20 protein-coding genes are annotated in these 26,479 nt (G+C 69.6%); 12 read left to right on the top strand and 8 right to left on the bottom strand.

What is annotated here, in order from left to right; genetic code table 11:
* The first annotated feature begins 3 nt into the window (after window positions 1-3).
* The 6 genes from EQG70_RS01460 to EQG70_RS01435 all read left to right on the top strand — a co-directional run bounded on the left by EQG70_RS01460 (window position 4) and on the right by EQG70_RS01435 (window position 7,127).
* Window positions 4-954 carry a M56 family metallopeptidase gene (locus tag EQG70_RS01460; RefSeq protein ID WP_062737393.1) on the top strand — a complete coding sequence of 317 codons (951 nt, stop codon included), beginning with the start codon at window positions 4-6 and terminating at the stop codon, window positions 952-954.
* Between the two features lie 379 nt (window positions 955-1,333).
* On the top strand, window positions 1,334-2,959 hold the full coding sequence (locus tag EQG70_RS18690) for a M23 family metallopeptidase (protein WP_167508846.1): 1,626 nt from the start codon (window positions 1,334-1,336) through the stop codon (window positions 2,957-2,959).
* Between the two features lie 847 nt (window positions 2,960-3,806).
* Window positions 3,807-4,601: a cytochrome c oxidase assembly protein gene (locus EQG70_RS01450; RefSeq protein WP_095650768.1), complete on the top strand. Its 795-nt coding sequence runs from the start codon at window positions 3,807-3,809 to the stop codon at window positions 4,599-4,601.
* Between the two features lie 51 nt (window positions 4,602-4,652).
* Window positions 4,653-4,868, top strand: a complete 216-nt coding sequence (locus EQG70_RS01445) for a hypothetical protein (RefSeq protein WP_095650769.1) — start codon at window positions 4,653-4,655, stop codon at window positions 4,866-4,868.
* A 403-nt stretch (window positions 4,869-5,271) separates the two neighbouring features.
* Window positions 5,272-5,991: a response regulator transcription factor gene (locus EQG70_RS01440; protein ID WP_095650770.1), complete on the top strand. Its 720-nt coding sequence runs from the start codon at window positions 5,272-5,274 to the stop codon at window positions 5,989-5,991.
* A 56-nt stretch (window positions 5,992-6,047) separates the two neighbouring features.
* Window positions 6,048-7,127: a sensor histidine kinase gene (locus tag EQG70_RS01435; protein ID WP_095650771.1), complete on the top strand. Its 1,080-nt coding sequence runs from the start codon at window positions 6,048-6,050 to the stop codon at window positions 7,125-7,127.
* A 108-nt stretch (window positions 7,128-7,235) separates the two neighbouring features.
* Here the strand turns inward: EQG70_RS01435 and EQG70_RS01430 are convergent, their stop codons facing one another.
* Window positions 7,236-8,345 carry a heparan-alpha-glucosaminide N-acetyltransferase domain-containing protein gene (locus EQG70_RS01430; RefSeq protein ID WP_232035235.1) on the bottom strand — a complete coding sequence of 370 codons (1,110 nt, stop codon included), beginning with the start codon at window positions 8,343-8,345 and terminating at the stop codon, window positions 7,236-7,238.
* 680 nt (window positions 8,346-9,025) lie between these two features.
* On the opposite strand from EQG70_RS01430, the gene EQG70_RS01425 reads away from it, so the two are divergent.
* The 4 genes from EQG70_RS01425 to EQG70_RS01410 all read left to right on the top strand — a co-directional run bounded on the left by EQG70_RS01425 (window position 9,026) and on the right by EQG70_RS01410 (window position 14,382).
* Window positions 9,026-10,273 carry an IS256 family transposase gene (locus EQG70_RS01425; protein WP_109223276.1) on the top strand — a complete coding sequence of 416 codons (1,248 nt, stop codon included), beginning with the start codon at window positions 9,026-9,028 and terminating at the stop codon, window positions 10,271-10,273.
* Between the two features lie 200 nt (window positions 10,274-10,473).
* A complete protein-coding gene (locus EQG70_RS01420) occupies window positions 10,474-12,567 on the top strand; it encodes an acyltransferase family protein (protein WP_109222922.1) in 2,094 nt (697 codons plus the stop codon).
* Between the two features lie 322 nt (window positions 12,568-12,889).
* On the top strand, window positions 12,890-13,306 hold the full coding sequence (locus EQG70_RS01415; RefSeq protein WP_109269535.1) for a hypothetical protein: 417 nt from the start codon (window positions 12,890-12,892) through the stop codon (window positions 13,304-13,306).
* Window positions 13,307-13,371: 65 nt separating this feature from the next.
* Complete coding sequence (locus EQG70_RS01410; protein WP_126346837.1) at window positions 13,372-14,382, top strand: IS481 family transposase; 1,011 nt, start codon at window positions 13,372-13,374, stop codon at window positions 14,380-14,382.
* Between the two features lie 300 nt (window positions 14,383-14,682).
* Here EQG70_RS01410 and EQG70_RS01405 read toward each other — a convergent pair whose 3' ends face one another.
* The 3 genes from EQG70_RS01405 to EQG70_RS01395 form a co-directional block, all read right to left on the bottom strand.
* The gene (locus EQG70_RS01405; RefSeq protein ID WP_232035234.1) at window positions 14,683-15,930 is read right to left on the bottom strand and encodes a phenylacetate--CoA ligase family protein; all 1,248 of its coding nucleotides are present in this window, start codon (window positions 15,928-15,930) and stop codon (window positions 14,683-14,685) included.
* Between the two features lie 307 nt (window positions 15,931-16,237).
* Window positions 16,238-19,183 carry an HAD-IA family hydrolase gene (locus EQG70_RS01400; protein WP_109269500.1) on the bottom strand — a complete coding sequence of 982 codons (2,946 nt, stop codon included), beginning with the start codon at window positions 19,181-19,183 and terminating at the stop codon, window positions 16,238-16,240.
* A 97-nt stretch (window positions 19,184-19,280) separates the two neighbouring features.
* A complete protein-coding gene (locus EQG70_RS01395) occupies window positions 19,281-21,818 on the bottom strand; it encodes a heavy metal translocating P-type ATPase (RefSeq protein ID WP_109269501.1) in 2,538 nt (845 codons plus the stop codon).
* A gap of 396 nt (window positions 21,819-22,214) precedes the next feature.
* Between EQG70_RS01395 and EQG70_RS01390 the strand changes: the two genes are divergently transcribed.
* Both EQG70_RS01390 and EQG70_RS01385 read left to right on the top strand, forming a co-directional pair.
* Window positions 22,215-23,300: a type II glyceraldehyde-3-phosphate dehydrogenase gene (locus EQG70_RS01390; RefSeq protein WP_109269502.1), complete on the top strand. Its 1,086-nt coding sequence runs from the start codon at window positions 22,215-22,217 to the stop codon at window positions 23,298-23,300.
* Window positions 23,297-23,740 carry a universal stress protein gene (locus EQG70_RS01385; RefSeq protein ID WP_109269503.1) on the top strand — a complete coding sequence of 148 codons (444 nt, stop codon included), beginning with the start codon at window positions 23,297-23,299 and terminating at the stop codon, window positions 23,738-23,740. The genes EQG70_RS01390 and EQG70_RS01385 overlap by 4 nt, the downstream gene beginning before the upstream one ends.
* Before the next feature lie 274 nt (window positions 23,741-24,014).
* Here the strand turns inward: EQG70_RS01385 and EQG70_RS18265 are convergent, their stop codons facing one another.
* The 4 genes from EQG70_RS18265 to EQG70_RS01365 form a co-directional block, all read right to left on the bottom strand.
* Entirely contained in the window at window positions 24,015-24,452 is a 438-nt protein-coding gene (locus EQG70_RS18265; protein ID WP_197723064.1) for a signal peptidase II, read from the bottom strand.
* Window positions 24,453-24,581: 129 nt separating this feature from the next.
* Window positions 24,582-25,412 (bottom strand): DMT family transporter, encoded by an 831-nt coding sequence (locus tag EQG70_RS01375; protein ID WP_197723063.1) that lies wholly within the window; start codon window positions 25,410-25,412, stop codon window positions 24,582-24,584.
* A 56-nt stretch (window positions 25,413-25,468) separates the two neighbouring features.
* A complete protein-coding gene (locus EQG70_RS01370; RefSeq protein ID WP_109269505.1) occupies window positions 25,469-26,116 on the bottom strand; it encodes a methyltransferase family protein in 648 nt (215 codons plus the stop codon).
* Window positions 26,106-26,390 carry a DUF2933 domain-containing protein gene (locus EQG70_RS01365; RefSeq protein ID WP_109269506.1) on the bottom strand — a complete coding sequence of 95 codons (285 nt, stop codon included), beginning with the start codon at window positions 26,388-26,390 and terminating at the stop codon, window positions 26,106-26,108. The genes EQG70_RS01370 and EQG70_RS01365 overlap by 11 nt, the downstream gene beginning before the upstream one ends.
* Window positions 26,391-26,479 lie beyond the last annotated feature (89 nt).

Here is a 26,479-nt window from a genome sequence, read left to right as displayed (position 1 = left end):
CATGTGATCAGCGCCTCGATCGCCCTCGCGGCATTTGCCCTCGCCCTGGCCTGGCCCGTCCCAATCCTTCTCTCGCACGCCAAGTGGCCGACCTGCGCCCCCGCCACCGCACTGGTGCTCTGGCAGGCCGTCGCCCTGGCCGGCGGGCTGTCGATGCTCGGGGCCTTGCTCACCTTCGGCCTGACCCCTTTTGGGCCGGACCTGGTCACGGGCGGCATCAGCTTCGCCGCCAGCTTCTTGGGAGATCAGCCATGGGTGCCCGCAGGCCCGATGCACATCCTCGCGCTGTCCGGAGCAGTTCTGCTCGGCGGGCATCTGCTGCTGAACCTGATCGTCACGATTGTGCGCGCCGAACGCGATCGTCGGCGCCATGCCCAGCTGGTCCTGCTCCTGAGCACACCGCTGCCCGAGGCCCCCGGCACCCGGCTCCTCGACAACCCCGCCCCGATCGCCTACTGCCTCCCCGGGGCGTTCACCACGATGACCGTCCTCTCTGCCGGACTGCTGTCACTGCTCGATGAAAACGAGCTGGACGCGGTGATCGAGCACGAGAAGGCGCATGCCACCCAACGCCATGACATCGTGCTCATGCTATTCCGCGCCTGGAGGGCTTCCCTGCCCTGGTTCCCCATCGCCGACCGCGCCCACCGCGAAGTCGGGCTCCTCGTCGAGATGCTCGCCGACGACAGCGCCCGCCGGAGCGTCGACGACCGTACCCTCGCCCGAGCCGTCGTCCTTGTCAGCACCGGTGGATTCGCTGCTCCCTCGCACCGCTTCCAAGGCACCTGGACAGGAACGGCCCCTACCGAGGATGCTCGTCATCGCATCCTGCGGCTGGAGGCCACACCCCTGCCGACGGGGCAAAAAGCAACAGTCATCGGCGCAGCCGCTGCGCTCATCTCCGTGCCCACCATCTTGTTGCTCGCCCCCGGCCTCACCAACCTGTTCGACTGACCACAGGCGCGAACCACGCTGGCTGCCACGGCAACATCTGACCCACGACAGGGCGCCCTGACATCGGTATCTACCGCGTCACATGAGGTACCTCAGCGCCACTCTGCCGCCACCGAACCAGGAACCTCGAACCGGAGGGCGGCAGCTCTGCGCGTCATACAGCGTTGCGTCCCCGCACGACGCCGCATTAACGGGAGCGAAGACGTATCCTCAGGAGAATTGTCCGTGCTCCTACGCGCACACCAATGTTTGATGCCTGCGGTCCGTTGCTCGATCTTTCCGTCGCTGCCTGCGACGTCCTGGGGGAAACACCATCATGCCCCGCGACTCCTCTCGCCGCCCTGCCAAGCCCGACCTCCGTCACCGCGCCTCCTCGCCGGTGAGCGCCCTCGCCGCGTTCTCGGCCCTCGTGGCGCTGAGCGTGGCCGTCAGCTCGGGCGTCACTCCGGGGGCCGGCGAAGAACGAGGGGCTGCCTTCGGGGCGTCGGCGGGTTCCTCGACGTCCTCGGAGCGGTCGGACAGCGGGTGGAGCCTCTTCGCGTCAGGTCAGGAGCGGCAGCACCCCCCGGCGGCACCGCTGCGGCAAAACCGTTCCACCTCGCCCGTCCGTGACGGCGCCACGGGCAACGGCTCCTGGCGCCAAGGCACCGGCCCGGGCGACGGCGACCGGAACGCGGCCTCGACGGTGCGCCCGGGGCGGCACGCACCGAGGCTGTACTCGGGCGAGCTTCCCGTCAACACCCTCATCGCCCCCACCACTCCCGGGGCCGTCCTGACCGGGGGCACCTTCGGGTGGCGGATCGCCCCCGATCGCGGCGACCGCGAGTTCCATAACGGCACCGACGTTTCCGCCGCCGCAGGGCTGCCGGTCGTGGCGGCCGCCGAGGGCGAGGTGACGGCCGTGTTCTGGGACGTCTGGGGCGGCAACCGTGTGGAGGTCACCCACGCGGACGGACTGAGAACCACCTACAACCACCTCCAGGACGTCAGGGTGGCCACCGGTGACCGGCTGACCGCGTCCGAGCAGCTCGGTTCCGTCGGTGCCACCGGAACCCGGGTCACGGGACCAAACCTGCACCTCGAGACCTGGGTCGACGGGCAGGCCGTGGACCCCCAGTCCTTCGACTGGGTCGACGGCCTCCGCGTCATTCCCGCCTCCCGCAGCAAGTACTCCTTGGAGGTGCCCGTGCCGGCTCTCCCGGAGGACGAGACCGCCGCCAAGAAAAAGGCCGCCTCAGGCGAAGAGACTGCCGATCAGAAGAAGGTCGCCCAAAGGAAGGCTGCCGAGCAGAAGGCCGCTGCGACCAAGAAGGTCACGAAGGAGCCACAGCCCACGGCCGAGCCTTCCGCTCCTGCAAAACCCAGCCCCACACCGACTCCTGCACCGCCAGCAGCGCAAAAGCCCACGGCCCCCCAGACCAAGCCGGTAAAGCCCGCCAAACCAGCACCTGCTGCGACCCCGCCCGGGCCCCTAACGGCACCGTCCAAGCCGGCACCGCCCAAACCGGCACCGCCCAAACCCGCGCCGCCACCATCCGCGCCGCCACCATCCGCGCCGCCACCATCCGCGCCGCCACCATCCGCGCCGCCACCGTCCGCGGACACTGGGAAAGAGAAGGATCTCCTGCCCGGGGTGGCGCCCCGGGTTCCGGACACCAGACGGGACACCGATCGCGACGGCACCCTCGATATTGAAGACACCGACCTCGACGGGGACGGCATCGACAACGAGGCTGACGACAACCTCGACGGCGATAAGTTCGTCGATGAGGTTGATCCGGACATGGATGGGGACGGCCTGCTCAATGAAGGAGACCCGGACATTGACGGGGACGGCATCCTCAATGACAAGGAAGAGGGGCCCATACGCCCGGCACGAGTGACGTCCGGCAAACCAACCCCCGAGACTGGCGAGCCGAGCGCTCCGGCAGGAATCACGGCCCCTGCCCGGGGAAATCGGAATGCCGGCACCTCGCCGGCCACCAGTGCAGTGCAGGCACGCTGAGGTGCACCTGATCTCATAACTTGGTCGCCTGGCGCAGTCGGCGAACGTTGATGAGCGGGAGGCCGAGCAGGGCAGAGGACCAGGGTGCCGACGATGCGGTCGTAGCGGATTCCGAGGCATTTGAAGCGCAAGACCCCGGAGATGGGGCGCTCGACCACCAAGCCGTGTCGATCCAGATGAGTTTTGGCCTCGATCCCACGGCGGGTAACACGCACTTTGATGCCTGGGCGGCGCCGTGGCTGCACGGGACGTCCGCACCGATCGCGCACACCGGAGGTGGCCACCATCAGGAGTTCGAAGAGACGGCTGTCGTGGGTGTTGGCGGCCGGGGCGTGAACGTGCAGGGGCAGGCCGTTGCGGTCAGTGAGCAGGTAGTACTTGGAGCCCGGGTTCGCGTGGTCGGTGGAGTTCGGGCCGGTCAGCTCGCTCCCCTTTTTGGGTTCGTACCGACACCGAGTCGATGCTGGCCCCTGTCCAGTCGAGGATCTGCTCCTCGGAGAGCTCCTCGAGCACGGCCCGGTGGGGCTTCTCTCAAACCCCGGCCGCCTGTCACTCGCGCAGAGGCAACCAGGCGGTGTGTCCGGACCCGTGCCCCAGAGCCGGTGGCAGGTCAACGACACCGAGGTATGCAGCACGAACAAGATGCCCTCCACAGCGGCCCAGTCATCGATCCACGCCGCCTACCGGGACCTCGCGGCGGCGTTAGGGGCGGGATGAGCGGGGCGATCAGCTCCCACAGTCGATCATCCACTGCGGCTTCATCGTGGCCATACAGGAATGGTCAGCCAGCCGGACGAGGGCGATCAACGACCGACCAGGTCTTGAAAACAGATGTACGATAATCGCGATGAGTCACGACCACGGCATGTTCGGTTGGACTTTGTTCAGATACGTCACAGCCCTGGCGTTCGGTCTGGGCGCGGTCGGCTACGCCGCGGGATGGTGGGCGTCCCGCCACCGGGGGCGCTGGCCGATCCACCGCGCCGTGCTGTGGTACACCGGGCTCTTCTGCGCCGGGGTCGGGCTGGTGGGCCCGATCGCTGAAGCCGCCCGCACGAGCTTTCCCGCCCACATGGTCGGGCACCTGCTCTTGGGCATGGTCGCGCCACTGTGTCTGGTGCTCAGTGCCCCGGTCACTCTTGCTCTGCGTGCTTTGCCTGTGGTTCAGGCCCGCGCGCTCTCCTGGGCCCTGCGCACCGCTCTCGTGCGGGCTCTGACCCATCCGGTGGTCGCGGTGGTGCTCAACGTCGGGGGCCTGTGGGCGCTTTACACCACCGATCTGTACGGCATGATGCACACCTCGGTGTGGTTGTATGCGCTCGTCCACGCCCACGTCTTCCTGGCCGGCTATCTTTTCACCGCCGCGATGGTGGGGATTGACCCGAACCCGCACCGGAGCTCCTTCGCCCTGCGGACCGCAGCGCTCATTGGGTTTCTCACAGCCCATTCGATCTTGGCCAAGTGGCTTTACGGCCACCCGCCCGCCGGCGTTGACTTCGCCGACGCGCGAATCGGGGCGCAGATCATGTATTACGGTGGGGACGCCGTGGACGTCACCTTGATCGTTGTTTTCTGCGCCCAGTGGTACACCGCCACCCGCCCCCGTGGAATACCCCTGACAGACACCCATGCACCGCGCTGAGTACACACCCGGCGCCAGCGTCCGTCCAGATCCCTAAGGGAGAATACATCCATGGAGTACTTCGCGGCTGTGCTGCCGTCCATCTGCATCGGCGTCATCTTCTGGCTGATCATGCGTTCGATTTTCCGCGGCGACCGCACCGAGCGCGCCGTCGAATCCGCTTCCCAGGACGACGCAGCACGCTGGTATAAGGACCTCAAGCAACGCGAGAGCGACGCCCTCCCCTTCAGTCCATCCTCCCTCGCCGACAACGAGCCCACGCGCTGACCCCGGGCATCATGTCAGCGGGGGGGCTAGCGGCTGACCGCCTCAGGTGATGGGGAACGCGTCCCCCGCGACGGGGCTGTGGCCCGCCCCGTGACATGCCCGTCGACGGGGCGACCTACGCATCACGGACCCCGTAAGCCAGGACGGCCTCAGATCGTCGGCTGCGGCAGCTCCCGGATCCGCTGATACAGACCACCCGTTGCATCCTCGGATTGTGAAGACGGCGGAGAAGCCGTGACGGTTCACGGTGCGGGAGAGCGTCAACCACACCGACCACCAGCTCGCCGGTGAACCCGTCCACGACTGCCCCACCCGCACCGCCGGTCCCGCGCGGGCAGCACGGCCACCCGGGACACCGAGGCTCACAGCACTCACATCACAGCGATCAGGACAGGGAGGACAGATGACGGATCCGCTCACCGGGCGTGTTCTGGTGGTCGACGATGAGGTCGACCTGGCGGAACTGGTCGCGGAATATCTGCGCAAGGCGGGCCTGGACGTCGAGGTGCGCCACGACGGCACGGACGCGGTGGCCGCGGTGCGGGAGTACGCCCCGGACGTCCTCGTGCTGGATCTGGGGCTACCGGGAATCGACGGGATCGAGGTGTGCCGTCAGGTGCGGACCTTCTCCGACTGCCACGTGCTGATGCTCACCGCCCGCGACGACGAGGTCGACAAGATCGTGGGCCTGTCGGTGGGAGCCGACGACTACGTGACCAAGCCGTTCAGCCCGCGCGAGCTCGTGGCCCGGGTCCAGGCCATGCTGCGCCGGGCCCGCACCCGCCCCGCGCCCACCCCGCCGCCGGCGGGGCGGGCCCAGGAGCTGGTGATCGGGGACCTGGTGGTGGACGAGGCCGCCCGGGAGGTCCGCGTGGGCGGGGAGTCGGTGGCACTGACCCGGATCGAGTTCGATCTGCTGGCCGCCCTGGCGACGCACACGCAGATGGTGCTCTCGCGCCGGCAGCTGGTGGAGATCGTCTGGGACACGCGCTGGACCGGGGACGAACACCTGGTGGACGTGCACATCGGGCGGATCCGCAAGAAGCTCGGCGATGAGGCCGCCAGCCCGAAGTTCATCCATACGATCCGCGGGATCGGTTTCCGGATGGGCACCGGAGAATGAGCAGCACTGTCTTAACAAGCCCGCGCTGGTCCTGGAGCCCGTTGACGGTGCGGTTGATGCTGGCCCAGACCGCGGTGCTGTTGATCGGGTTGATCATCGTGGTCGTGACCGCGGTGCTGGTCGGGCCGAACATGTTCTACCACGAGCTCGTCGAGTCGGGTCACGCCGATGAGGCCCTCGGGCTGGTGCACCTGGAGGACGCCTTCCGCTCGGTGAGTCTCACGGCCCTGGCCATCGGCGGGTTGCCGGCTCTCTACATCGCCGGGCTGCTCACCTTCTACCTTTACCGCACGATCGGGCGGTCCCTGGCCTCTTTCAGCACCGCCGCCGGTGAGGTGGCCGCGGGCAACTACGATGTCCGCGTCACCTCCACCAAGCTGGGCCCGGAGTTCGACGCCCTGGCCTCCTCTTTCAACGAGATGGCGGCCAAGCTCAGCGCGGTGGACACCACACGGCGCCAGATGCTCGCCGACCTAGCCCACGAGATGCGCACCCCACTGGCCAGCCTCAAAGGCCACCTGGAAGGGGTCGAGGACGGGGTGGTCGCCCTCGATGCGCACACCACCGGCATCCTTCACGCCCAGATCACCCGCCTGGAGCGCCTGGCCCGCGACATCCGCCAGCTCACCGCCGCCGAAGAGGGCATGACCCGCCTGCAGCTCACCCCCCAAGACCCGGAGCATTTGGCGGTCCAGGCGGTCGCGGCCATCGAGCCCGACGCCGCCGGCAAGGGTGTGTCGATCACCGCGGTGAGCACCGGCCCGGAGACCGCCCCGGTGCCGCTGGACCCGGAACGGATGGGCCAGGTGCTGAGCAACCTGCTGGAGAACGCCCTGCGCCACACCCCGACCGGGGGCACCATCATCCTGCGCACCGACCACACCGCCGAGGCGGTCACTTACACCGTCACCGACACCGGGGAGGGCATCAGTGCCGAGAGCCTCCCGCACGTCTTCGAGCGCTTCTACCGCGCGAACACCGGCCGGGAGGCCCACCGCGGCGGCTCGGGGCTGGGCCTGGCGATCAGCAAGGCCCTCGTCGAGGCCCAGGGCGGAACCCTGGAGGCCACCAGCGACGGCCACGGCCGGGGCGCCAGCTTCCGGATCCACCTGCCCTACCGTCGCCCCACCGGCTGAACACTGGGAGCACCCGGACCTAAGGCTTGAAAACGACTGCGGGCCGTGCCCGCCACCAAGAGCTTCGGAGCTTGGTGACGGGCACGGCCTGCGGCGGTGCAGAGGCACCTACCTGCGCGAGGTCCCAGTGGTCCCTCCGAGCACGAGCCGGCGGGTGCCTTTCACGCTGAGGCTGACAACCCGTTCCAGCGGGCCCTGGCCCAGGGCGCGGTACCAGGCGACCGCGAACAAGGCCGCCAGCGTCACGTGGATCAGGAACCACAGGTACGGCTGGTCGTAGTGGAGCTCGAAGGACAGGCCCACCAGGTGAGCGGTGTACAGGGTCAGAGTCATGACGCCCATCGCTGCCAGCGGCAGCAGCCAGGCCTCGGCCTTGCGGGCGATCAGCAGGAAGGCCCCGAGCACGGCCAGGCTCACGCCCAGGCTGGCCGCGATCGCCAGCGGGGTGTTGGTGTGCGGGGTGGCGATCGCCAGCCACCACACCGTGGAGGTCGGCAGGGAGTCCGGTCCCCAGATCAGGACCTCGGCGAGTTCCTCCTCACCGAACGAGGAGGCGTCCAGCAGCCGCTGGTAGCCGCCGAAGGCGTAGAGCAGGAAGTAGGAGGTGGCCTGAGCAAAGATCGCGATCCCGACACCGATGACCAGCAGCCGGATCTGCACCTCCTGCTTGCGCAGGTTCAACCGGCCCAGACCCATGCCGACCAGCAGATAAGTCATGTACGGCAGGGCTGGGTAGGTCCCGGTGAGCAGCAACTGGGAGGCCGTGGCCCCCGGCTCCGTCAGGACGGTGGTGAGGGTGGGATTGTAGTTGCTCCAGGCGGGCAGCTCGTTGAGCAGGCCCTGCATCAGCAGCGGGGACACGAGCCCGAAGACCGCCGCGGAGATGAAGAGTACCTTCGGCCCGGCGTGCAGGAAGGGGATTGCCAGCAGGAAGAACACCCCGTAGTAGATTAAGATGTTGTCCGCCGGGGCGTCTTCGGGCATCAGCGTCCCGATCCACAGCCCCACCGCCGCAATCAGCACGGCCCGTATCGCCAGGCCGATCCGGTCGGCGGTCATCGCCTTGCCTTCGTGCGGGTGGCTTCCGCCGGAAGTCAGGGCCAGTCCGACCCCGGCCAGCAGGGCGAACAGGGCTGCGGAGTCCCCGGAGAAGATCCGCCAGGTGAAGCTGGCCTCCCCGGTCTCCTCGTTCCAAGAGGGCAGGATGTGGATGGCCATCAACCCGACCAGCGCCAACCCCCTCGCCGCATCGATCCCCACCAACCGGCGTGTGGGCCGGATCAGTGCATCGTCGAGTCTCCCTGAATCGGTTCTCTCCGCTCGTGACATCGCGCTCATGACTCCCCCTGATCGAGCCGGCCCTTCCAGGGCCAGCGAAGTGTGCGGCCCGTCGGGGGTCGCGTCCATGGCCCCGGGGCATCCGGAGCCGATCTAACTTCAGGGTCTCGTCCACACTTGACGCCCACCTCGCGGGATCCTCAAGATTCCGTCAAGATTCCCACGGAGTTGCGCCGTCGGTGCGTGCCTCCGGCGCCTGCTCGACGTCACAGTGGCCGCAAGAACATCGTCTGCACGGCCAGGGTTTGTCCCGCGCGGCGTCCGATTCCCACGATGGGACCACGGGGGTCGTTGCACCCCGTGGAGCAGCCCGCTCCCGACAGGGCAGGGGGTGGGAGACCAATAAGCGAAACCAGTCGGGCCGGTGGACGGGGAACGAAGCGGTGGGCCGTGGAGGCTTCCGTGTGTGCGGACCATCTAGCGGGCGCAGGCCCCTATGAGTTGAGCCCCCGATAGTGGTGTAGCGCGGTGGCCCTGCTCGTCGTTGCGGACGAGGGCGCGGCCACCGTGAGATCTTTCGAGTTCACCTCTCACAGCACCCTCGAAAGGACATCATCACGATGACCGCTCCTCACATTGTCGACCCCACCGGCCTGCTCGGTGAAGCCCTGTCCGAAGCCTCGCCGGATCTGATGCGCAACCTGCTGCAGACGGTGATCAACGCGCTGCTCTCCGCCGACGCGGACGCGGTGGTCGGCGCCGAGTGGGGCCGACCCGCTCCCGAGCGGGTAACCCAGCGCAACGGCTACCGCCACCGCGACCTCGACACCCGCGTGGGCACGATCGACGTAGCCGTCCCGAAACTGCGGGCCGGCACCTACTTCCCGGAGTGGTTGCTGGAGCGCCGCAAGCGGGCCGAGTCCGCGCTGATCACCGTGGTCGCCGACTGCTACCTCGCCGGGGTCTCGACCCGCCGGATGGACAAGCTGGTGAAGACCCTTGGGATCAACGCCCTGTCGAAGTCCCAGGTCTCAAGGATGGCCGGTGACCTCGACGAGCACGTGGAGTCCTTCCGCCACCGGCCCCTCGGGGACGTCGGGCCGTTCACCTTCGTCGCCGCCGACGCACTGACGATGAAAGTCCGCGAGGGCGGGCGCGTGGTGAACGCGGTCGTGCTCCTGGCCACCGGGGTCAACGGTGACGGCCACCGTGAGGTCCTGGGCATGCGGGTGGCCACGGCCGAGACCGGGGCGGCCTGGAACGAGTTCTTCGCCGATCTGGTGGCCCGCGGCCTGGGCGGGGTCCGCCTGGTCACCAGTGACGCCCACGCCGGGCTCAAGGACGCGATCGCGGCGAACCTGCCCGGGGCGTCCTGGCAGAGGTGCCGCACCCACTACGCGGCCAATCTCATGTCGATTTGCCCGAAGTCCATGTGGCCGGCCGTCAAAGCCATGCTCCACAGCGTCTACGACCAGCCCGACGCGACAGCCGTGAACGCCCAGTTCGACCGGTTGCTGGACTACGTCGCCGAGAAGCTGCCCGCGGTGGCTGAATACCTGGCCGATGCCCGTGAGGACATCCTCGCGTTCACGAACTTCCCCAAGGACGTCTGGGCCCAGATCTGGTCCAACAACCCAGCTGAGCGGCTGAACCGGGAGATCCGGCGCCGGACCGACGCGGTCGGGATCTTCCCCAACCGGCAAGCCATCGTCCGCCTCGTGGGAGCCGTGCTGGCCGAGCAGACCGACGAGTGGGCCGAAGGCCGCCGCTATCTCGGCCTCGAGGTCCTCACCCGCTGCCGGCTCACCACCGTCGCGGACACCGGAAGCGAGGTGACCACCGACCCCCTGACCGCGCTCACAGCCTGACCCTTACACGAAAGATCGCTACACCACTCCAGGGGGCTTGACCAACTGGGCCCCTGCGCCGCCCAGCAATGCAGGGGTCATCGGGTCGCCGGTGACCGGACCCCGGTGCTGGGGGTGGCCGGGGCCGGCGGTAGATTTTCGGCGTTGCCGCCCCGTCCCCTTGTCCACTTTTCGAGGAGCGGCCGTTCAGGAGGTCCTCCATGCCGCGTGTGTTCGGTCAGCCCCTCACCCCCGCTACCGCCGGCACCACCTACGGATCCGATGTCGACGTCCGGCAGGTGGCCCGGTATTCGGGGTTCCGCCCCGAGGTGCAGGGCCTGCGCGCGGTGGCGGTGCTGCTGGTGGTGGTCTACCACGTGTTCCTCGGGCGGGTCTCCGGGGGCGTGGACGTGTTCCTGCTGATCTCCGCGTTCTTCCTCACGCTGTCCTTCGTGCGCAAGCTCGAGGCAGGCCGGCCCCTGGCCCTGGGGCGGTACTGGTTGCACGTGTTCAAGCGGCTGCTGCCGCTGGCGGTGCTCACGATCCTGGCCACCCTGGTGGCAGTGGAGCTGCTCTACCCCGGCTACGACGTCGGACGCTGGCGCGCCGAGGCGCTGGCCTCGGTGTTCTACGCGGAGAACTGGGCGCTGGCGTTGTCCGCGGTGGACTACTACGCGGTGGATCACTCCACGGCCTCGCCGTTCCAGCACTTCTGGTCCCTGTCGGTCCAAGGGCAGGTGTTTCTGCTGTGGCCCCTGGTGTTCGGGGCGGCCTGGTGGCTGCACCGGCGGTTCGGGTGGCGGCCGGTGCCGGTGCTGGCGGTGTTCTTCGCGGCGATCTTCGCGGCCTCCCTGGCCTGGTCGGTGTACTCCACATCCGTTCAGCAGGAGTTCGCCTACTTCGACACCCGCACCCGGTTGTGGGAGTTCGCCCTCGGGTCGCTGCTGGCCCTGGCGCTGCCGTACCTGAATCCGCCCCGGGCAGCCCGGGTGCTCCTGGGCTGGTTCGGGCTGGTCAGCATGGTCTCGGTCGGGGTGCTGGTGGACGTCCAAGGCGCCTTCCCGGGGTGGATCGCGCTGTGGCCGCTGGCCTCGGCGGCGGCGATCATCGTGGCCGGCCGAACCGGGTCCCCGTTCGGGCTGGACCGGATCCTCGCCTCGGCGCCGTTGGTGCGGCTGGGAGACTGCGCCTACGCGCTGTACCTGGTGCACTGGCCGCTGCTGATCACCTATCTGGTGCTGCGCGACCGCCCGATGGCCGGGCCCCGCTCCGGGGTGGTGCTGGTGGTGCTCTCGGTGGTCCTGGCCGTGGTGATCACCCGTTTGGTCGAAGACCGGTTCAAGGCCTGGGCGTGGCCGGAGCAGAACAAGCGGCGCCTGGCGCTCACGGTCGCGGTGAGCCTGGCGGTGGTCGCCGTGCCCGTGCTGTCGCTGCAGCAGGTCCAGGACCGGCGGGCCGCCGAGGTGCTGGCCGCCGCCGATCGCAACAACCCCGGGGCCGCGGCCCTGCTGCCGGGCTTCCAGTACCAGGGTGACCCGGAGGCGGAAGCGATCCCGGTGGTCACCGGCGACTACTACCAGAAACCAGGGCTGGGTGAGCCCTGCCCGGCCGAGCTCGGGATCGCCGACAGCTATCAGCAGTGGTGCTTCGACACCGTCCCCAACGCCGATCCCGCCGCGACACTGATGGTCATCGGCAACAGTCACGTGCACATGTGGATCCCCGCGATCGAGGAACTGGCCAAGGCCAAGAACTGGCGGGTGGTGACCTATATCCGCGGTAACTGCATGTACTCCACCGTCGAGGAACAGGTCGCCGACCACCAGGAATGCGCCCGATGGTTGGAGGGCACCGACCCGGTGATCGAGGCCGTGAACCCGGAGCTGGTGCTGGTCCAGGGCACCCGCAGCACCGATGAGAACGAGGAACAGTTCACCCCCGGGATGGAACAACGCCTCCGTAGCCTGGCGGAGCGCGGCATCCAGGTCATCGGGCTGCGCGACAACGCCCGCTTCGACTTCGTCCCCGCCCAGTGCGCCGTGGACCACGGGGCCGACGCCCCCCAGTGCGCTGCCTCCCACGTGATTCTGGGCCCGGACAGCCCGCTGGACCCGGTGGCCGGCGAACTGGCACAGGTCTCGATGGTCGACCTGGGGGATCTGATCTGCCCCGAAGGCACCTGTGTGCCGGTTATCGGCAACGTGTACACCTACTGGGACAACAATCACCTCACCGTCGAATACGTCCGGACCCTGGCACCCATGTTCACCCAACGCGTCCAGGAAGCCCTCACCAGCGACGGGGCCCCCTACTAACCCCGACCACAAAGCGGGCAGCTCGAAGCCTGGGCGCTGCTGAGCTCGCGGAGATCCGCCTCTAACCGGGCCATATGTAAAGCGGAAGAGGGCTGAAGCGGTATCAGAGATCGTCTGCGGGTCCGGCAAACTCTCCGCCATGACCCGCACGGTATGAACCTCTTAGCTGACATCTTTCAGCGCAGCGACCCCGACGCCCGTCATCACTACGCCGGTCGCGCCCTTGTCTGGGTGCCGCGGCGGGGCGTTTGAGAGTCTGGCCTCGTCCCCACCACTCTCCCCTGGAGCCCCCTTGAACGCTGCCGCGCCCTGTCCTGCCATCGTGAACCTTCCGGTCGTCGACTCCTTCGCCGTCGCCGCTCAGATCCGCATGACCGCCGCCGGAACCCGCGCACGCCTGGCGGTCGCCGTCCCGCCGAAGGCACCGGTCAACCCGCATACGCTGATCTCCGCGCTGCTCACCCTGGGCCGGCAGGTGCTGGAGGGGTACCGGCTCACCGGCCAGCAGCTGCCCGAGGTGGAGGTCACTGCAGTGGAGCGCGTCGAGACCGTCCCGGCGACCGCGGCCACCACCGGGTTCACCGTCGAAGTCACCAACGAGCTGGCGGCCAAGCGCTCCGCCCTCGTGCTGGACTCGGACTTCCTGCTGGGCAACGACGGCGGGGTGCTGCTGGCCGCCGCCACACTGCTAGCTGTTGTGGGTCATGAGGTTCTTGGCGTGGGTGCGTCGATGAGATGAGGAACGGGCTCCTCGTCACAGGATGGAAGTTCCTACACCGTCCGTCCGCGCGAGAGAGCCCGTTCATGACCCACGTTAACGCACCCCTGACCCCGACCGGCCGGCTGCGCATGGTGTTGCGCCACCTCGACGACGGCATCCCCAAGGCCCACGTGGCCGCGGAGTTCCGCGTCAGCCGGCCCACCGTGGCGACCTGGGTGGCCCGCTACCTCGAGTCCGGCGAAGCCGGGCTCACCGACCGTCCCTCGACCCCGCGGCACAGCAGCACCCGCACCCCGGCGGCGGTCGTGGACCTCATCGAGCGCTGGCGCCGCAAGCACAAGTGGTCAGCGCGGCGCATCCACCGCCACCTGGTCGACCGCGCCGTGGCGATCAGCCTGCGCACCGTCGGCCGCTGGCTGCACCGGCTCGGGATCTCCCGCCTGCGCGACCTCACCCCCGCCGGCGAGAACACCCGCAGGACCCCGGGACGGATCCGCGCCGCCTGGCCCGGGCACATGGTCCACCTGGATGTGAAGAAGGTGGGCAGGATCCCCGACGGCGGCGGCTGGCGGGCCCACGGCCGCGGCTCCACCGCCGCGAAGGCGGCCAAGCGCGGGGCCGGGGCCAAGGTCGGCTACACCTACCTGCACTCGGCCGTGGACGGCTTCTCGCGGTTGGCCTACACCGAGGCCCTCGAGGACGAGAAGGCGGTGACCACCATCGGGTTCTTCTGCCGGGCGAGAGCCTTCTTCGCCGCCCACGGCATCACCCGATTGAACCGCGTCGTGACCGACAACGGCGCCAACTACCGGGCCAAGGACTTCACCCGCTGCGTGGAAGCCCTGGCCGGCCGCCACCAGCGCATCCGCCCCTACACGCCGCGGCACAACGGGAAGGTGGAGCGGTACAACCGCCTGCTGGCCGACGAGGTGCTCTACGCCCGCCCCTACGCCAGCGAGCAGGCCCGCCGGTACGCCATCGGGGTCTGGGTGAACCACTTCAACTACCATCGGCCCCATACCGCCTGCGGCGATCAGCCCCCGGCCTCACGCACCCCGGCCCGTGCCAATAACGTCATGCCCTCTTACAGCTAGCCGGGGTCGAGCACCTGCTCGACCCGGAACCGGCTGACCACTTCCGCCGCGCCGGGCGCAAGCACCAGTCGTCCTCGCCCAGCCGCCGGCGCTCTGGCGGCCGAGGCCACGGCCGCCGCTAAACCTCCCGGGGTCCACACGCTGCCCCGAGACGGGAACCGCTGTTGCACTGCCGCGGCAGCCCCGGGCCACAGCGTCGCCACGTTGCCGGCGGGCCATGGCGGGGCCGGTCGTGGTGGGCTCAGCCCCCAGGAGGGAACGGCCGGGCTCACCGCTACGGAAACCGGTGCCGGAGGCGACTCACTGGCCGGTCGATCGCTTCAAGGCCTGCACCAGGGGTGCCTTGCCCAGCCGGGTGCGCTCCAGCTCTGTCACCACGCCCACGTCCACCGGGGTGCCCACCACGCCAGTTGCAGCCAGGGCCCCGGCCACACCGGCCCGGACCGACGCGACGGTGTGCCCCGGGGCCAGTCCGGCGACCCGGACCCGCACACCGTCGGGGCGCTGGGCCACCTGCCACCCGGCCACCGACACCTCGTCGAGCACCCGGTGGAAGACATTGGGGTGCACCCGCACCTGGCCGCCGGCCCCTGGGAGCTCGAGCACGTCCTCCCGGCGGCCCTCGATGGTCTCCAGCCGGGCGAAGGACCGCCCGCACGCGCACCCCCGCGGCCCCAGGGCGATCCGGTCGCTCATCTCGTAGCGGATCAGGGGCAGGGTCCGGGAGAACAGCACGGTGACTAGCAGGCGCGCCCCCACCGTGCCCGCCGGCACGGGGATCCCGGCCTCGTCGACCGGCTCCACGATGACCAGGTCCTCGTAGAGGTGGCGGGTGCGGTAGCGGCACGGGGAGGCGATCCCGGCGGTCTCGGTGGCGGCGTAGACGTCGAAGGGGGCGGTGCCCCAGGCCGCCTGGATCGCGGCGGCGGTCTGCGTTGCGAGCACCTCGGAGGCCGAGACCACGGAGGCCGGGGCAATGGCCAGACGCCCCGCCGCTTGTTCGGCGGCCAGTGGGAGCAGGGCCGAGGGGTAGCCCACCAGCAGCCGGGGCCGGAAGGCGTTGAGCTGGGCAACGGCCTGGGGCAACGGGTCGGCGGCGTCCAGGCGCAGGGTCGGCACCATGCGCGACTGCAGGGAAGCCCCTACCACCGCCGACTGGTGGGTGGGCACCCGGGAGCTGACCACCGCCACCCGCAGGGGGCGGGTCAGCCCGGCCGGCACTTCGGCCCAGTCGTTGGCCCTCGCATAGGAGGCCAACACGATCGCCCATTCGGCCCGGTTCCACACGAACGCCCCGGGCCGGCCGGTGGTGCCGGCGGTGGCGGCCGTCCACCAGCGGCCCCGCCACGGCATCCCCGGGTCCGTCCCAGTGCTCTGGAGTTCCCGCAGGCGCGCCTCGACGTCGGTGCGCCGCAGCCCCGGGGCGGTGACCGCCTCGTCGAAGTGCTCCATCAGCTGCGCCTTGGTCACCGGCGGTAGCTGCGAGAGCGGGGCGTCGAGCAGCCCGGCGTGATGACGGCGGTAGAACGCCGAACGGGCGTAGGCCACCCTCCGCAACCGAGCCAGGCCTCGGACCTGCTCAAGTGCGATGCGCTGCGCGCCCCACCGGTCACGGCGCCGCCAAGAGGCGCGCAGCAGGAGAAGCTCGGAGAGCAACCGGGCGTCCACCTCTCCTCCGATCCGTCAGGGATGGCCTTCCCGACCCTCCGACGATGCACCGCGGACGGGCGGACCCCACCGGGTGCACCCGTTACTGCGATAATCCCCGGTCGACCGCTAACGGGCCATAGGTAAAGCGGAAGAGATCTATCTGGTCTCACGATCGGCGTCCGGTGGTCCCATCAGCCGCTGGAGATCATTCGACGGTGGCGGAAGAGATCGGCGTGAGCGGGAACTGGTGGTCTTGTCCGCCGCTGAGCTCAACGAGGCCACCGGCCACGTTGATGTGTACCGGTGGTGCGGTGCTGGGCTGGAGGTGGACATGGAGAGTGTCCATGCACAGGGAGACATCGATGCGGTGGCCCCGGTACAGCACTTGGAAGCCGACGTCTCGCAGGTGGTCGGGCAGCCGGGGGGTGAAGTCCAGCGCGTTGGCCTCGATGCGCAGGCCGGCGAAGGCACGTACGACGATATCGAGCGTGCCGGACATGGCGCCCAGGTGGACGCCTTCGCGGGTGGTTCCGCCTTGGGTGTCGTCCAGGTCTGCGAGCAGTGCTTGGCGGAAGACGGTCCAGGCGCGGGTGGTGTCGATCTGAGCGAGCACCGAGGTGTGGACCACTCGGCTCAGCGTCGACCCGTGGGCGGTCCGGGTCAGGTAGTACTCCACCGTGCGCCGCAGGTCGTCGTTGTCGAAGGCGTAGCCCAGTCGTGTCAGTGCCCTGGTCGTCCCGTCGGGGCCCAGCAGGTGGATGAGCATGAGCACATCGGCCTGTTTGGCCAGTTTGTAGCGGTTGGTGCTGTCGTTCTCGGCCTCGAGGATCAGGTCGAGGCGTTCGATATTGCCGTACCGGGCCCGGTAGCCGGCCCAGTCCAGCTCCAGGAGGTCCCCGTAGCCGGCGAACTGGCTGATGATCCCCTCGTCATGGAAGGGCACAGCCAGGCGGCGGGCCAGGTGCTCCCAGAGGGCGATCTCCTCGGCGGTGATGCGCAGTCGGTCGGTGAGCTCCCGGGCCGGGTGTCCGGCCAGTTCGGTGAGCACGGCGGTCGCCCGGTCGCACAGCCAGGAGACCATCACGTTGGTGTAGGCGTTGTCGCGGAGCCCGGTGCCGGGGGCGTCGGGGGCTCCGTCGTGGTATTCGTCCGGGCCCATCACGTGGTCGATGTGGAAGCGGTCCACCTCCGGGGCGTAGGTGGCCATGGAGGCGAACAGGCGGGTGACCTCGACGATGAGCTCGGCCCCGCGGGAGGCCAGCCAGGCGCGGTCGCCGGTGGCCTGGTAGTGCTGCCAGGCGTTGTAGGCCACGGCCAGCCCGACGTGGCGTTGCCGGTGGGAGCGGTCAGGTACCCAGCGGTGGGAGCGTCGGTTGTAGAGCTGCCGGGGGGTTTCCTCCCGCCCGTCGCTGCCGCTCTGCCAGGGGAACATCGCCCCGTTCAGGCCCTGGGCGCGGGCGGCAGCCCGCGCCGCGTCGAGCCGGTGCCACCGGTAGTCCAGCAGCGCCTCGGTGGCCTCCGGGACGCGCAGGCCCAGGACGGGAAAGACGAACAGATCATCCCAGAAGACGTGTCCCCGGTAACCCTCACCGTGCAGGCCCCGCGCCGGCACCCCGACATCGAGGGCAGCGGTGTGCTCCGAGACGGTCTGCAGCAGGTGGAACACGTGCAGGTTGAGCACCAGTTGGGACTGCCGGTCGGCATTGAGGGTGATGGCGAACCGGTCCCACAGCCTCCGCCAGGCCCCCGCATGGGGTTGGAGCAGATCGGTGAAGTCTTCAGGGTGGCGGGCGAGCTCGGTCAGTACCGCGGTGGCCGGGGCGGAGATCGCGCGGTCACGGGAGGTGACCGCGGCCGCGGTCCTGAGCACGGTCACCGGGTGTCCGTCGGTGAGCTCCAGCTCGTACTGGCGGCGGTAGCGGCCGTCCTCGGAGGTCCCGGGACGGGCCCGGGCCGAGGCGCCGTCGATGGTGGTGCGCACAGCCAGGGCCAGGCGGATCCGGCTCTGGGTGGTGGTGACCTCGCACAGGACCGTGTCCGGGTCAGGTTCGGTGAACACGGGCGCGGTGAGGTGCTGCCCGCCGGTGCCGATGTAGTCGTGGACATTGGTGTTGGTGACGTCGGCGTCGATGCCGGTGCGGAGGCTGACGGGCCCGCTGAAGCCCTGGGCGGTCACGGTGGTCTCCAGGGCGGCCAGGTGCGGGGCGTGCATCGACACCAGCCGGCGCTGCACCACGGACAGGCACTGCCCTTCGGGTCCGGTGAGGGACAGGGAGCGGGTCAGCACGCCTTGGCGGAGGTCCAGCTCGCGCCGATCCCCGGCGGTGGCCGGCTGCCCGGTGGACCACCACGGGCCTTCCCCGATCCTCAGATCCAGCGGCAGCCAGTTGGGCGTGTTGACCAGGTGTTCTTCCTCCAGTTCCTGCCCGTGGATGGTGCAGGTGGCTCGGTTGTAGATTCCGGCCAGATAGGTGCCAGGGTAGTGAATGCCGTCGTCGCGGCTCTCCGGGTGCGCCCCGCGGGTGGCCATGTAGCCGTTACCCAGGGTGGTCAGTGCCTCCCGGTGGCCCTCGTGGGCGGGGTCGAAGCCGTGGTAGACCATCCGCCACGGGTCGGTGCGCGAGACGCCCAGGTCCAGCTCGGAGACCTCGCCCAGGACCAGGTCGGCCCCGGCCTCCTCCAAGGCCTCCCGCGTCCCGGTGCGGTCGATGCCGACCACCAGCCCGAACCCCCCGGTGCGGCCGGCCTGGACGCCGGCCGCGGTGTCCTCGACCACCGCGACCCGCTGAGGGGAGACCCCGAGGCGGCGGGTCGCCTCCAGGTACAGGGCCGGGTCCGGCGGGCCGGGCAGGTACTGTTCGGCGGCGGTCCGCCCGTCGATGATCACGTCGAACCGGGCGTGCACCCCGGCGTCGGACAGCACTGTTTCGGCATCCGCGTGGGGTGTGACCAGACCCAGCGGGATGCCTCCGGCGCGCAGACGCTCCAGTAGGGCGATCGTGCCCGGATAGGCGCGCACGCCCACCTGGGCCAGGACGGCGGGCGTGATGACCTCGTGAAGGGTGAACAGCACCGCCTCATAGGGCAGCGCCGGGCCGTGCCCGGGGCGAGGGGGCATCTCGGCGGCACTGCCGTGGTCGGTGGAGGCCATCTCGGACAGGCTCCTCTCTGAGTTCTGAGGAATCCCGGAGGCGGTCGCTCATCGCGGCGTACACGGTCCGGTCGGTCGTGCTGCGAGGAGCGTGGTGTCAGCGGGCCCCGGTGGGCTGGGGTGCGGGGACCGTGGCAACGGGACTGGTGGTGGTTTCCCCGGGCTCGGGCAGGTGCAGGCGCTTGAGCATCAAGGCGTTGACGGCCACGATCACACTGGAACCGGACATAGAGATCGCCGCGATCTCCGGGCTGAGCATGATCCCGAAGGCCGGGTAGAAGACCCCGGCGGCGATGGGCAGGGCGATGACGTTGTAGCCGATGGCCCAGCCCAGGTTCTGCCGCATCTTGCGCACGGTCCCGCCCCCGATCCGCAGGGCGATCGGGACGTCCAGGGGGTCCGAGCGCATCAGCACCACGTCGGCGGTTTCGATGGCCACGTCGGTGCCGGCGCCGATGGCGATCCCCAGATCGGCTTTCGCCAGCGCCGGGGCGTCGTTGACGCCGTCACCGACCATGGCGACCCGTCTGCCCTGGGCCTGGAGCTCGGCGACCTTCGCCGATTTGTCCTCCGGCAGCACTTCGGCAATGACCGTGTCGATGCCCAGCTGCCCGGCGATGCGTTCGGCGGTGGCCTGGTTGTCACCGGTGAGCATGACGACCTCGATCCCGGCCTCGTGCAGCGCCGCCACCGCCGGAGCGGCGGTGGGCCGGGCGGCATCGGCCAGGGCGATGACCCCGGCGGCGGCCCCGTCCACGGCCACCAGCACGGCGGTGCGCCCGGTGGCGGCCAGCCGCTCGCGCTGGGCGGAGACACCGGTGATGTCGATGCCCTGGTCCACCATCAGCTTGCGGTTGCCCACCAGCACTTGCTGCCCGGCTACGGTGGCCACCGCCCCGTGGCCGGGCACGTTGCGGAAGTCGGCCGCCTCCCACCGGGGCGCGCCCCGGTCCTCGGCGTAGGTCACCACGGCTGCGGCCAGGGGGTGCTCGGACTCCCGCTCGACCGCTGCCACCAGGCCCAGCAGCTGGTCCTCCTCGATCCCGTGGGCGATCAGGTCGGTGACCTCCGGTTCGCCCTTGGTGAGGGTGCCGGTCTTGTCGAGGACGACCGTGTCGATGCGCGCGGCGGTCTCCAGGGCGGTGGCGTTCTTGAACAGCACGCCCCGCCGCGCACCCAGCCCCGTTCCCACCATGATCGCGGTGGGGGTGGCCAGGCCCAGCGCGTCGGGGCAGGTGATGACCACCACCGTGATGGCGAACAGGACCGCTGTGGCGGTGGGCGCCCCGGAGGCCCACCAGGCAAGGAACGTGACCGATCCGCCGATCAGGGCCACGAACACCAGCCAGAACGCGGCCCGGTCCGCCAGTCGCTGTCCCGGGGCCTTGGAGTTCTGGGCCTCCTGGACCAGGGCGACGATCTGGGCCAGGGCCGTGTCGGCGCCGACTTTCGTAGCGCGCACCCGCAGGGTGCCGGTGGTGTTCACCGAGGCGCCGATGACCTCGGAGCCGGTGGACTTGGCCACCGGCAGGCTCTCACCGGTGATCATGGACTCGTCGATCTCCGACTCCCCATCCTGAACCACCCCGTCGGTGGGGACCTTCGCCCCGGGGCGCACCAGCATCAGGTCCCCGGGCATCACCTCCGCGGTCGGGATCTCCACCGTCTGCCCGTCACGGATCACCAGGGCCATCGACGGGGCCAGCTCCAGCAGGGTGCGGATCGCGTCGTTGGCCCCACCCCGGGCGCGCATCTCGACCCAGTGGCCCAGCAGCACGAAGGTGGCCAGCACGGTCGCAGCCTCGTAGAACACCTCGCCGCCGCCGGTGAGAGTGACCGCCAGGCTGTAGAGCCACCCGGCACCGACCCCCACGGCCACCAGGACCATCATGTCCAGGGTGCGGGCGCGCAGTGCCCGCCAGGCGCCGTCGAAGAAGATCCACGCGGCGTAGAAGATCACCGGCAACGACAGGATCAGGGCGAACACGTCATCGCGCAACCCGAAAGGCGCCGGGACCGTGAACCCCAGCACTTCCCGGCCGATTGGGGACCACAGCGTGATCGGCACCGACAGCGCGGCGGCCACCAGGAAGCGGTTGCGCATGTCACGGATCATGGACTCCATCGACATGCCGCCGTGCCCGCCGTGCCCCATCACCTCCTGGGCATCGCGCATCTGGTGACCCCCGTGGCCGGCCACGTGGCCGGTGTGAGACGGCGGGTGCGTGCTGCGGGCGGGGTCGTCCTCGGGGTGCGCCGTTGCCGTGGCACGGTCGGGGCTGAGGGAAGGCCGGTGGACGTGATGGGCGTGGCCGCTCCCGCTGTCCGTGAAGCTGCTGGCTGTCGGCTGGCCGGCGGGGTCGTGGTGGGACACCGGCCCGTGCAAGGGGTCGCACACGTGCTCCGGCACCGACTGGCCGGCGCAGTGGTAGCCGCACTCACGCACCCAGCCGATGAGATCCGCGATCGAGGTCTGGTCGGGGTCGTAGGTGACGTTGGCCGTCTGGGAGACAGGGTTGGCCTCCACAGCCAGCACGCCCGGGCGGCGGGAGAGCGTCGCCTCGACGACGGCCTTGGAGGAGGCCCAGTGGACGCCCTGCACCTCCATGACGGCAGTGGCCTCGTGCTCGCTCATCCCGGACCATCCTTCTCTGCGAGCCAGCGGTGTGTCGGCGGACCTCACCACCTCGTCCGTGCCCTTCCTCGAAGACTCGGCCTGGCCGGCCATCACCGGAGGTGGGCGGACGGCAACCGATGGTGTTTCGGGCAGGTACATGACTGACGGTAGGTCTTGGGTGGGAGGTAATGAAGGCCGAGTCGGTGAAGATTTCATGTTGAATTCTCAGCCGGACCTGCCACCGCTCCCCGGCCGGAGCATCCTGGGTCCGGACCGGCCTTCGCGAGACCCCTGAGCATCAGCCGCCGCCCGCCGTGACGATCGTTGCGATGGCCTGCAGCACAGGAGCACCGCACTACCGGGCGGCGTCGGCTCAGCGGCCACCGACAGCGTCTGCAGGAAAGAGGAGCGATCATGACCCAGAAGATTCGGGTGGGCGTCAACGGCTACGGGGTGATCGGCAAACGGGTCGCCGATGCGATCGCCGCCCAACACGACATGGAACTGGTCGGGGTCAGCGACGTGATCTCCGACTACCGCATCGCCACCGCGGTCTCCCGCGGCATCCCCATCTACGCCTCCACCGCCGAGGGGGCCGCGGCGATGCGCTCGAGCGGGTTGCCCGTGGCGGGAGAACTGCACCAGCTGCTCGGGGCCGTGGAGGTGATCGTGGACTGCACCCCGGCCAGGATCGGGGCCACCAATCTGGAGCACTACCGCGCCCACGGGGTCAAAGCCGTTTTCCAGGGCGGGGAGAAGCATGCCCTCACCGGCCACTCCTTCGTCGCCCACGCCAACTACGCCACCGCCCTGAACCGGGACGCCACCCGGGCGGTCTCCTGCAACACCACCGCCACGGTCCGCACCCTCACTGCGCTGCAGGACGCCGGGCTACTGGCCAGGGCGCGCGGGGTGCTCATCCGCCGGGCCACCGACCCCTGGGAGTCCGATCATTCCGGGATCATGAACACCGTCGTCCCGGAAACGGCCATCCCCAGCCACCAGGGACCCGACGCGCAGACGGTCGTGCCGGACCTGGACGTGGTGACCATGGCGGCGAAGGGCTCCCACACCCAGAACCATCTGCACTACTGGAGCATCGATCTCACCCGCCCCGCCTCCTCCGAGGAAGTCCTCGAGGTGCTGGGTGCCGTGCCGCGGATCGCGCTGGTCCGCAGCAGCGAGGGGATCGTGGCGCCCAACAGCACCATCGAGCTGATGCGGGACCTCGGCCGGCCCCGCGGGGACATGTACGAGGTCGCCGTGTGGGCCGACATCCTCACGGTGCGCGGCGACGAGCTGTTCTGCACCTACACCGTCGACAACCAGGCGGTGGTCGTCCCGGAGAACATCGACGCGATCCGGGCCCTGGCCGGCACCGTCACGGACGGGGCCGAATCCATGAGCCGCACCGACGCCGCCCTGGACGTACGCGCCGACTTCCTGGCCCGCGCCCCGCACCCGGGCCAGGCCCACTCCCCGGCGGGGGCACGGTCGTGAACGCCACGGAAACCTTCCGCATCGTGGTCGGGGTGGACGGCTCGCCCGAGTCCCTGAGGGCGTTGGAGTGGGCGGTCACCGAGGCCCGGTTGCGCCAGGGCCAGGTCCATGTGGTGACCGCCTGGCAGCACCCGGCCATGGTGACCGGAGACGACCTGGAGTGGGACCTGACCAGCTACGAAACCAGGGCCCGGCACCTCCAGAACCAGGCCTTGCGCAGTGTGCACGCCGAGCAGCAGGACACCACCGGCGAGGTGGTCCAAGGACAGGCCGCCGCCGTGCTGATCGAGGCCTCCACCGGGGCCGATCTACTGGTCGTGGGATCCCACGGCTACGGCGGCTTCACCGGCCTGCTGCTGGGCTCGGTCTCCAACCAGGTCGTCCACCACGCCCGCTGCCCCGTGCTCGTCGTCAAACCCAGACACCAAGGCCGGCTGTAGAGCCGGATCCGGCCCCCATGGTGTTCGCATCCGCGGATCCAGATGTGAGAGGCCTCTCGGATTATCGTCGAGCGGGCGGGGTCGCCCCTGAAGGGTTCAGTAACTCAGACGGGCTGGTGCGGGGTGCTGCCGTGGAGCATCGGGAAAAGCACGTCGCAACGTCAGCCGGCCAGGGAGGATCCCATCCTGTTCCCGTTGCTGAAAGGCATGCTCCCCAGGGGTGTGGCACACCCGCCGCACCAGGTGGCCCGAAAGGGCAGGGCTTCCCTTCCGGTCAGTGACCGGAGGTGTGGCCGGGGCGGTGGGAGGGGACCGAGGACTCCTGCCCGCCCGGGACGCCGCCCGTTGCACTGCCGCTGATCAGCGGGCCGATGACGAAGGCCGAGAGCGAGTAGAGGGCCGCGAAGACAAGCAGACCGACGGCCGGCGCCCACCAGGTCCCGAACCTGCGGCGCAGGCGCAGCAGGAAGGGGACCGAGGCGGCAAGGCCCAGAACACCGAACAAGACCGTCCCGCCGGACCCGGCAATCAGCGCCGTCCCGGCGAGCACGCCCACGTGGTGCAGCACGTGCGGGAGCAGCCCCAGGGCCACGCCGATCCCACCGATGGCCGAGTTCCACAGTGCGCGCAGGCGCCGTGGCTGGGCCGGCGCAGCGTCACCGGGAGCGGTCGCCCGATCGCCTACCCCCTGGTGGCGGAGATGCCTGTCCATCGCCGTCACGCCCTTCCCTGCAGCTGCTGTGCCGTCGGCGCCGAGTCTAGCCACGGGTGACCCATGGGCGGGAGCCCGATGAGCCATGGGTCCGATGGCTACCTGGGCTGGAGCCGAGGGCGTGACTGGTCATGGTCCCGGGCGAGCCCTGCCCGGGACCATCACCAGCGCCAGGGAGACCAGCACGATTACCGCCCCCACCGCGCTCCACACGGTGGGCCGTTCCCCGGGCAGCACCGCCGAGACCACCATGGCGATCACGGGCACCAGCAGGGTCCACGCGCTGAGCAGGTCCAGGCGTGCCACCTGGGTCTGGCGGAACCAGGCGAGGAAAGCGGCCGCGGTCCCGACCAGCGACAGGAATCCCAGCGCCAGCACGAACCGGGGCGTCCAGGCGATGGCCGGGACCCCCTCGAAGGCGGCGGCCAACGCCACCAGCAGAAGACCGCCGAGCACAAAGTGCCAACCGATGGCGACCACCAGATCCGTTCCGGACAGCCTCCGTGACATCAACGTTCCGGCGGTGACGGCCACCGCCGAGAGCAGCGACAGCCACGCCCCCTGCCCGCCACCACTAGCCACCCCCACCAGCACCAACCCGGCGAACCCGACCACCACCGCGGCCGCGGTGCGCATAGACACGGCCTCACCGTAGAACCACCAGGCCGGCAGCAGGATCAGCAACGGCTGCGCATTCGACAACACCGCTGCCGCCCCCGTGGCCAGTCCTGCGGTCCCGGCGAACATCGCGGCGAAGGCCACGGTCACGTTCACCACCGCCATCGCCGTCAGCAGACCCCAGGACGGCCCCCGCGGCCACAGAGGCCGTCGCTGCGCGGCGGCGACGAACAACAACGCGGCCCCGGCGATCAGAGCACGCAGTGCCGCGAACCACAGCACCGGCGCGTCCTGCAAACCCCATCGGATGGCCACGAAACACAGACCCCAGGCGGTCGTCACCCACAGCATGGTCCCCACCCGGGGCGCCCCTCGGTCCGGGGCTGCCCTCGTGCTGCTCAGGAGCCGGCCGTCTGCCGGCGGAACCGGGGAACGAACCCCGGCACCCGGCGGGCGTAATCCTGGTAGCCGGTGCCGAACTGGCGGACCAGCAGCTGTTCCTCCTTGCGCGCCAGCCGCCAGTACACGACCACCAGCACCGGGAACATCAGCAGGGTCAGCACCGTGGGCCACTGCAGCAGAAAGCCCACCATGACAGCCAAGAACCCTACGTACTGCGGGTGGCGGAGACGCGCATACGGGCCGGTGCTCGCCAGACGCCCTTCGCGCTGGGCCGCGTAGAGCACCCGCCAGGCCCGGTAGAGCAGATACAGCCCCGCCCCGATCACGAGGTTGCTGAGCAGGTGCAGGGGATTCAGATGCGGATCCCCTCCCCACCCGAAAATCTCCTGCCACAGGTGCCCCGATCCATGATCCAGGGACTGCAGGCCGGGGACCTTCTCACCCAGCCAGCCCGAGAGCAAGAAGATCGTCAGCGGAATGCCGTACATCTCGGTGAACAGCGCGATGACGAACGCCGAGAACCCGCCCAACGCACGCCAGTCGAGCCTGGTCTTGGGCTGGATGAAACTGAAGGCAAAGACGATGAACACCACGGAATTCAGGATCACCAGCCACCACAGGCCGTACCCGTACTCACCGGACATCACCGGCTCCTCCCTCCTGGAGGTCACCGCCGTGGCCACCGTGGCCACCATGGCCACCGTGGCCGCCGTGGCCGCCGTGGCCGCCGTGGCCGAACAGGTGCATCACCAACATGGCGGCCACGAACACATACGGCAGGGCATCGGCCACGTGCAGCCAGTGGGCGGTGAGCAAATAGATCACGATGGCAAGGACCACCACCAGGATGCCGAGACGAACCGGGGAGCCCGGGCGGGAGCGGCCCCGGGTGGGTGATGGGTGCGGACTGTCGCTCATCGGACTTCCTGCCTGGTCACTATCTCAAGAACCTGCCGGTCCACCACCGGTGCAGTGAGTACGGAGGAACCCACGGGTCCGGCTGGTTC

Source organism: Kocuria rosea (assembly GCF_006094695.1).
Lineage (GTDB): Bacteria > Actinomycetota > Actinomycetes > Actinomycetales > Micrococcaceae > Kocuria > Kocuria rosea.
The sequence above is the reverse complement of the archived record's forward strand: the minus strand, read 5'-3'. Positions and strand labels throughout refer to the sequence as shown.

Bases quoted from the DNA above. Each gene is read 5' to 3' on its own strand.
- EQG70_RS01450 (WP_095650768.1), top strand. From the start codon at position 3,807: ATGAGTCACGACCACGGCATGTTCGGTTGGACTTTGTTCAGATACGTC.
- EQG70_RS18265 (WP_197723064.1), bottom strand. From the start codon at position 24,452: ATGGACAGGCATCTCCGCCACCAGGGGGTAGGCGATCGGGCGACCGCT.
- EQG70_RS01445 (WP_095650769.1), top strand. From the start codon at position 4,653: ATGGAGTACTTCGCGGCTGTGCTGCCGTCCATCTGCATCGGCGTCATC.
- EQG70_RS01410 (WP_126346837.1), top strand. From the start codon at position 13,372: ATGACCCACGTTAACGCACCCCTGACCCCGACCGGCCGGCTGCGCATG.
- EQG70_RS01435 (WP_095650771.1), top strand. From the start codon at position 6,048: ATGCTGGCCCAGACCGCGGTGCTGTTGATCGGGTTGATCATCGTGGTC.
- EQG70_RS01440 (WP_095650770.1), top strand. From the start codon at position 5,272: ATGACGGATCCGCTCACCGGGCGTGTTCTGGTGGTCGACGATGAGGTC.
- EQG70_RS01420 (WP_109222922.1), top strand. From the start codon at position 10,474: ATGCCGCGTGTGTTCGGTCAGCCCCTCACCCCCGCTACCGCCGGCACC.
- EQG70_RS01365 (WP_109269506.1), bottom strand. From the start codon at position 26,390: ATGAGCGACAGTCCGCACCCATCACCCACCCGGGGCCGCTCCCGCCCG.
- EQG70_RS01395 (WP_109269501.1), bottom strand. From the start codon at position 21,818: ATGAGCGAGCACGAGGCCACTGCCGTCATGGAGGTGCAGGGCGTCCAC.
- EQG70_RS01430 (WP_232035235.1), bottom strand. From the start codon at position 8,345: ATGGCCATCCACATCCTGCCCTCTTGGAACGAGGAGACCGGGGAGGCC.
- EQG70_RS01425 (WP_109223276.1), top strand. From the start codon at position 9,026: ATGACCGCTCCTCACATTGTCGACCCCACCGGCCTGCTCGGTGAAGCC.
- EQG70_RS01370 (WP_109269505.1), bottom strand. From the start codon at position 26,116: ATGTCCGGTGAGTACGGGTACGGCCTGTGGTGGCTGGTGATCCTGAAT.
- EQG70_RS01400 (WP_109269500.1), bottom strand. From the start codon at position 19,183: ATGGCCTCCACCGACCACGGCAGTGCCGCCGAGATGCCCCCTCGCCCC.
- EQG70_RS01390 (WP_109269502.1), top strand. From the start codon at position 22,215: ATGACCCAGAAGATTCGGGTGGGCGTCAACGGCTACGGGGTGATCGGC.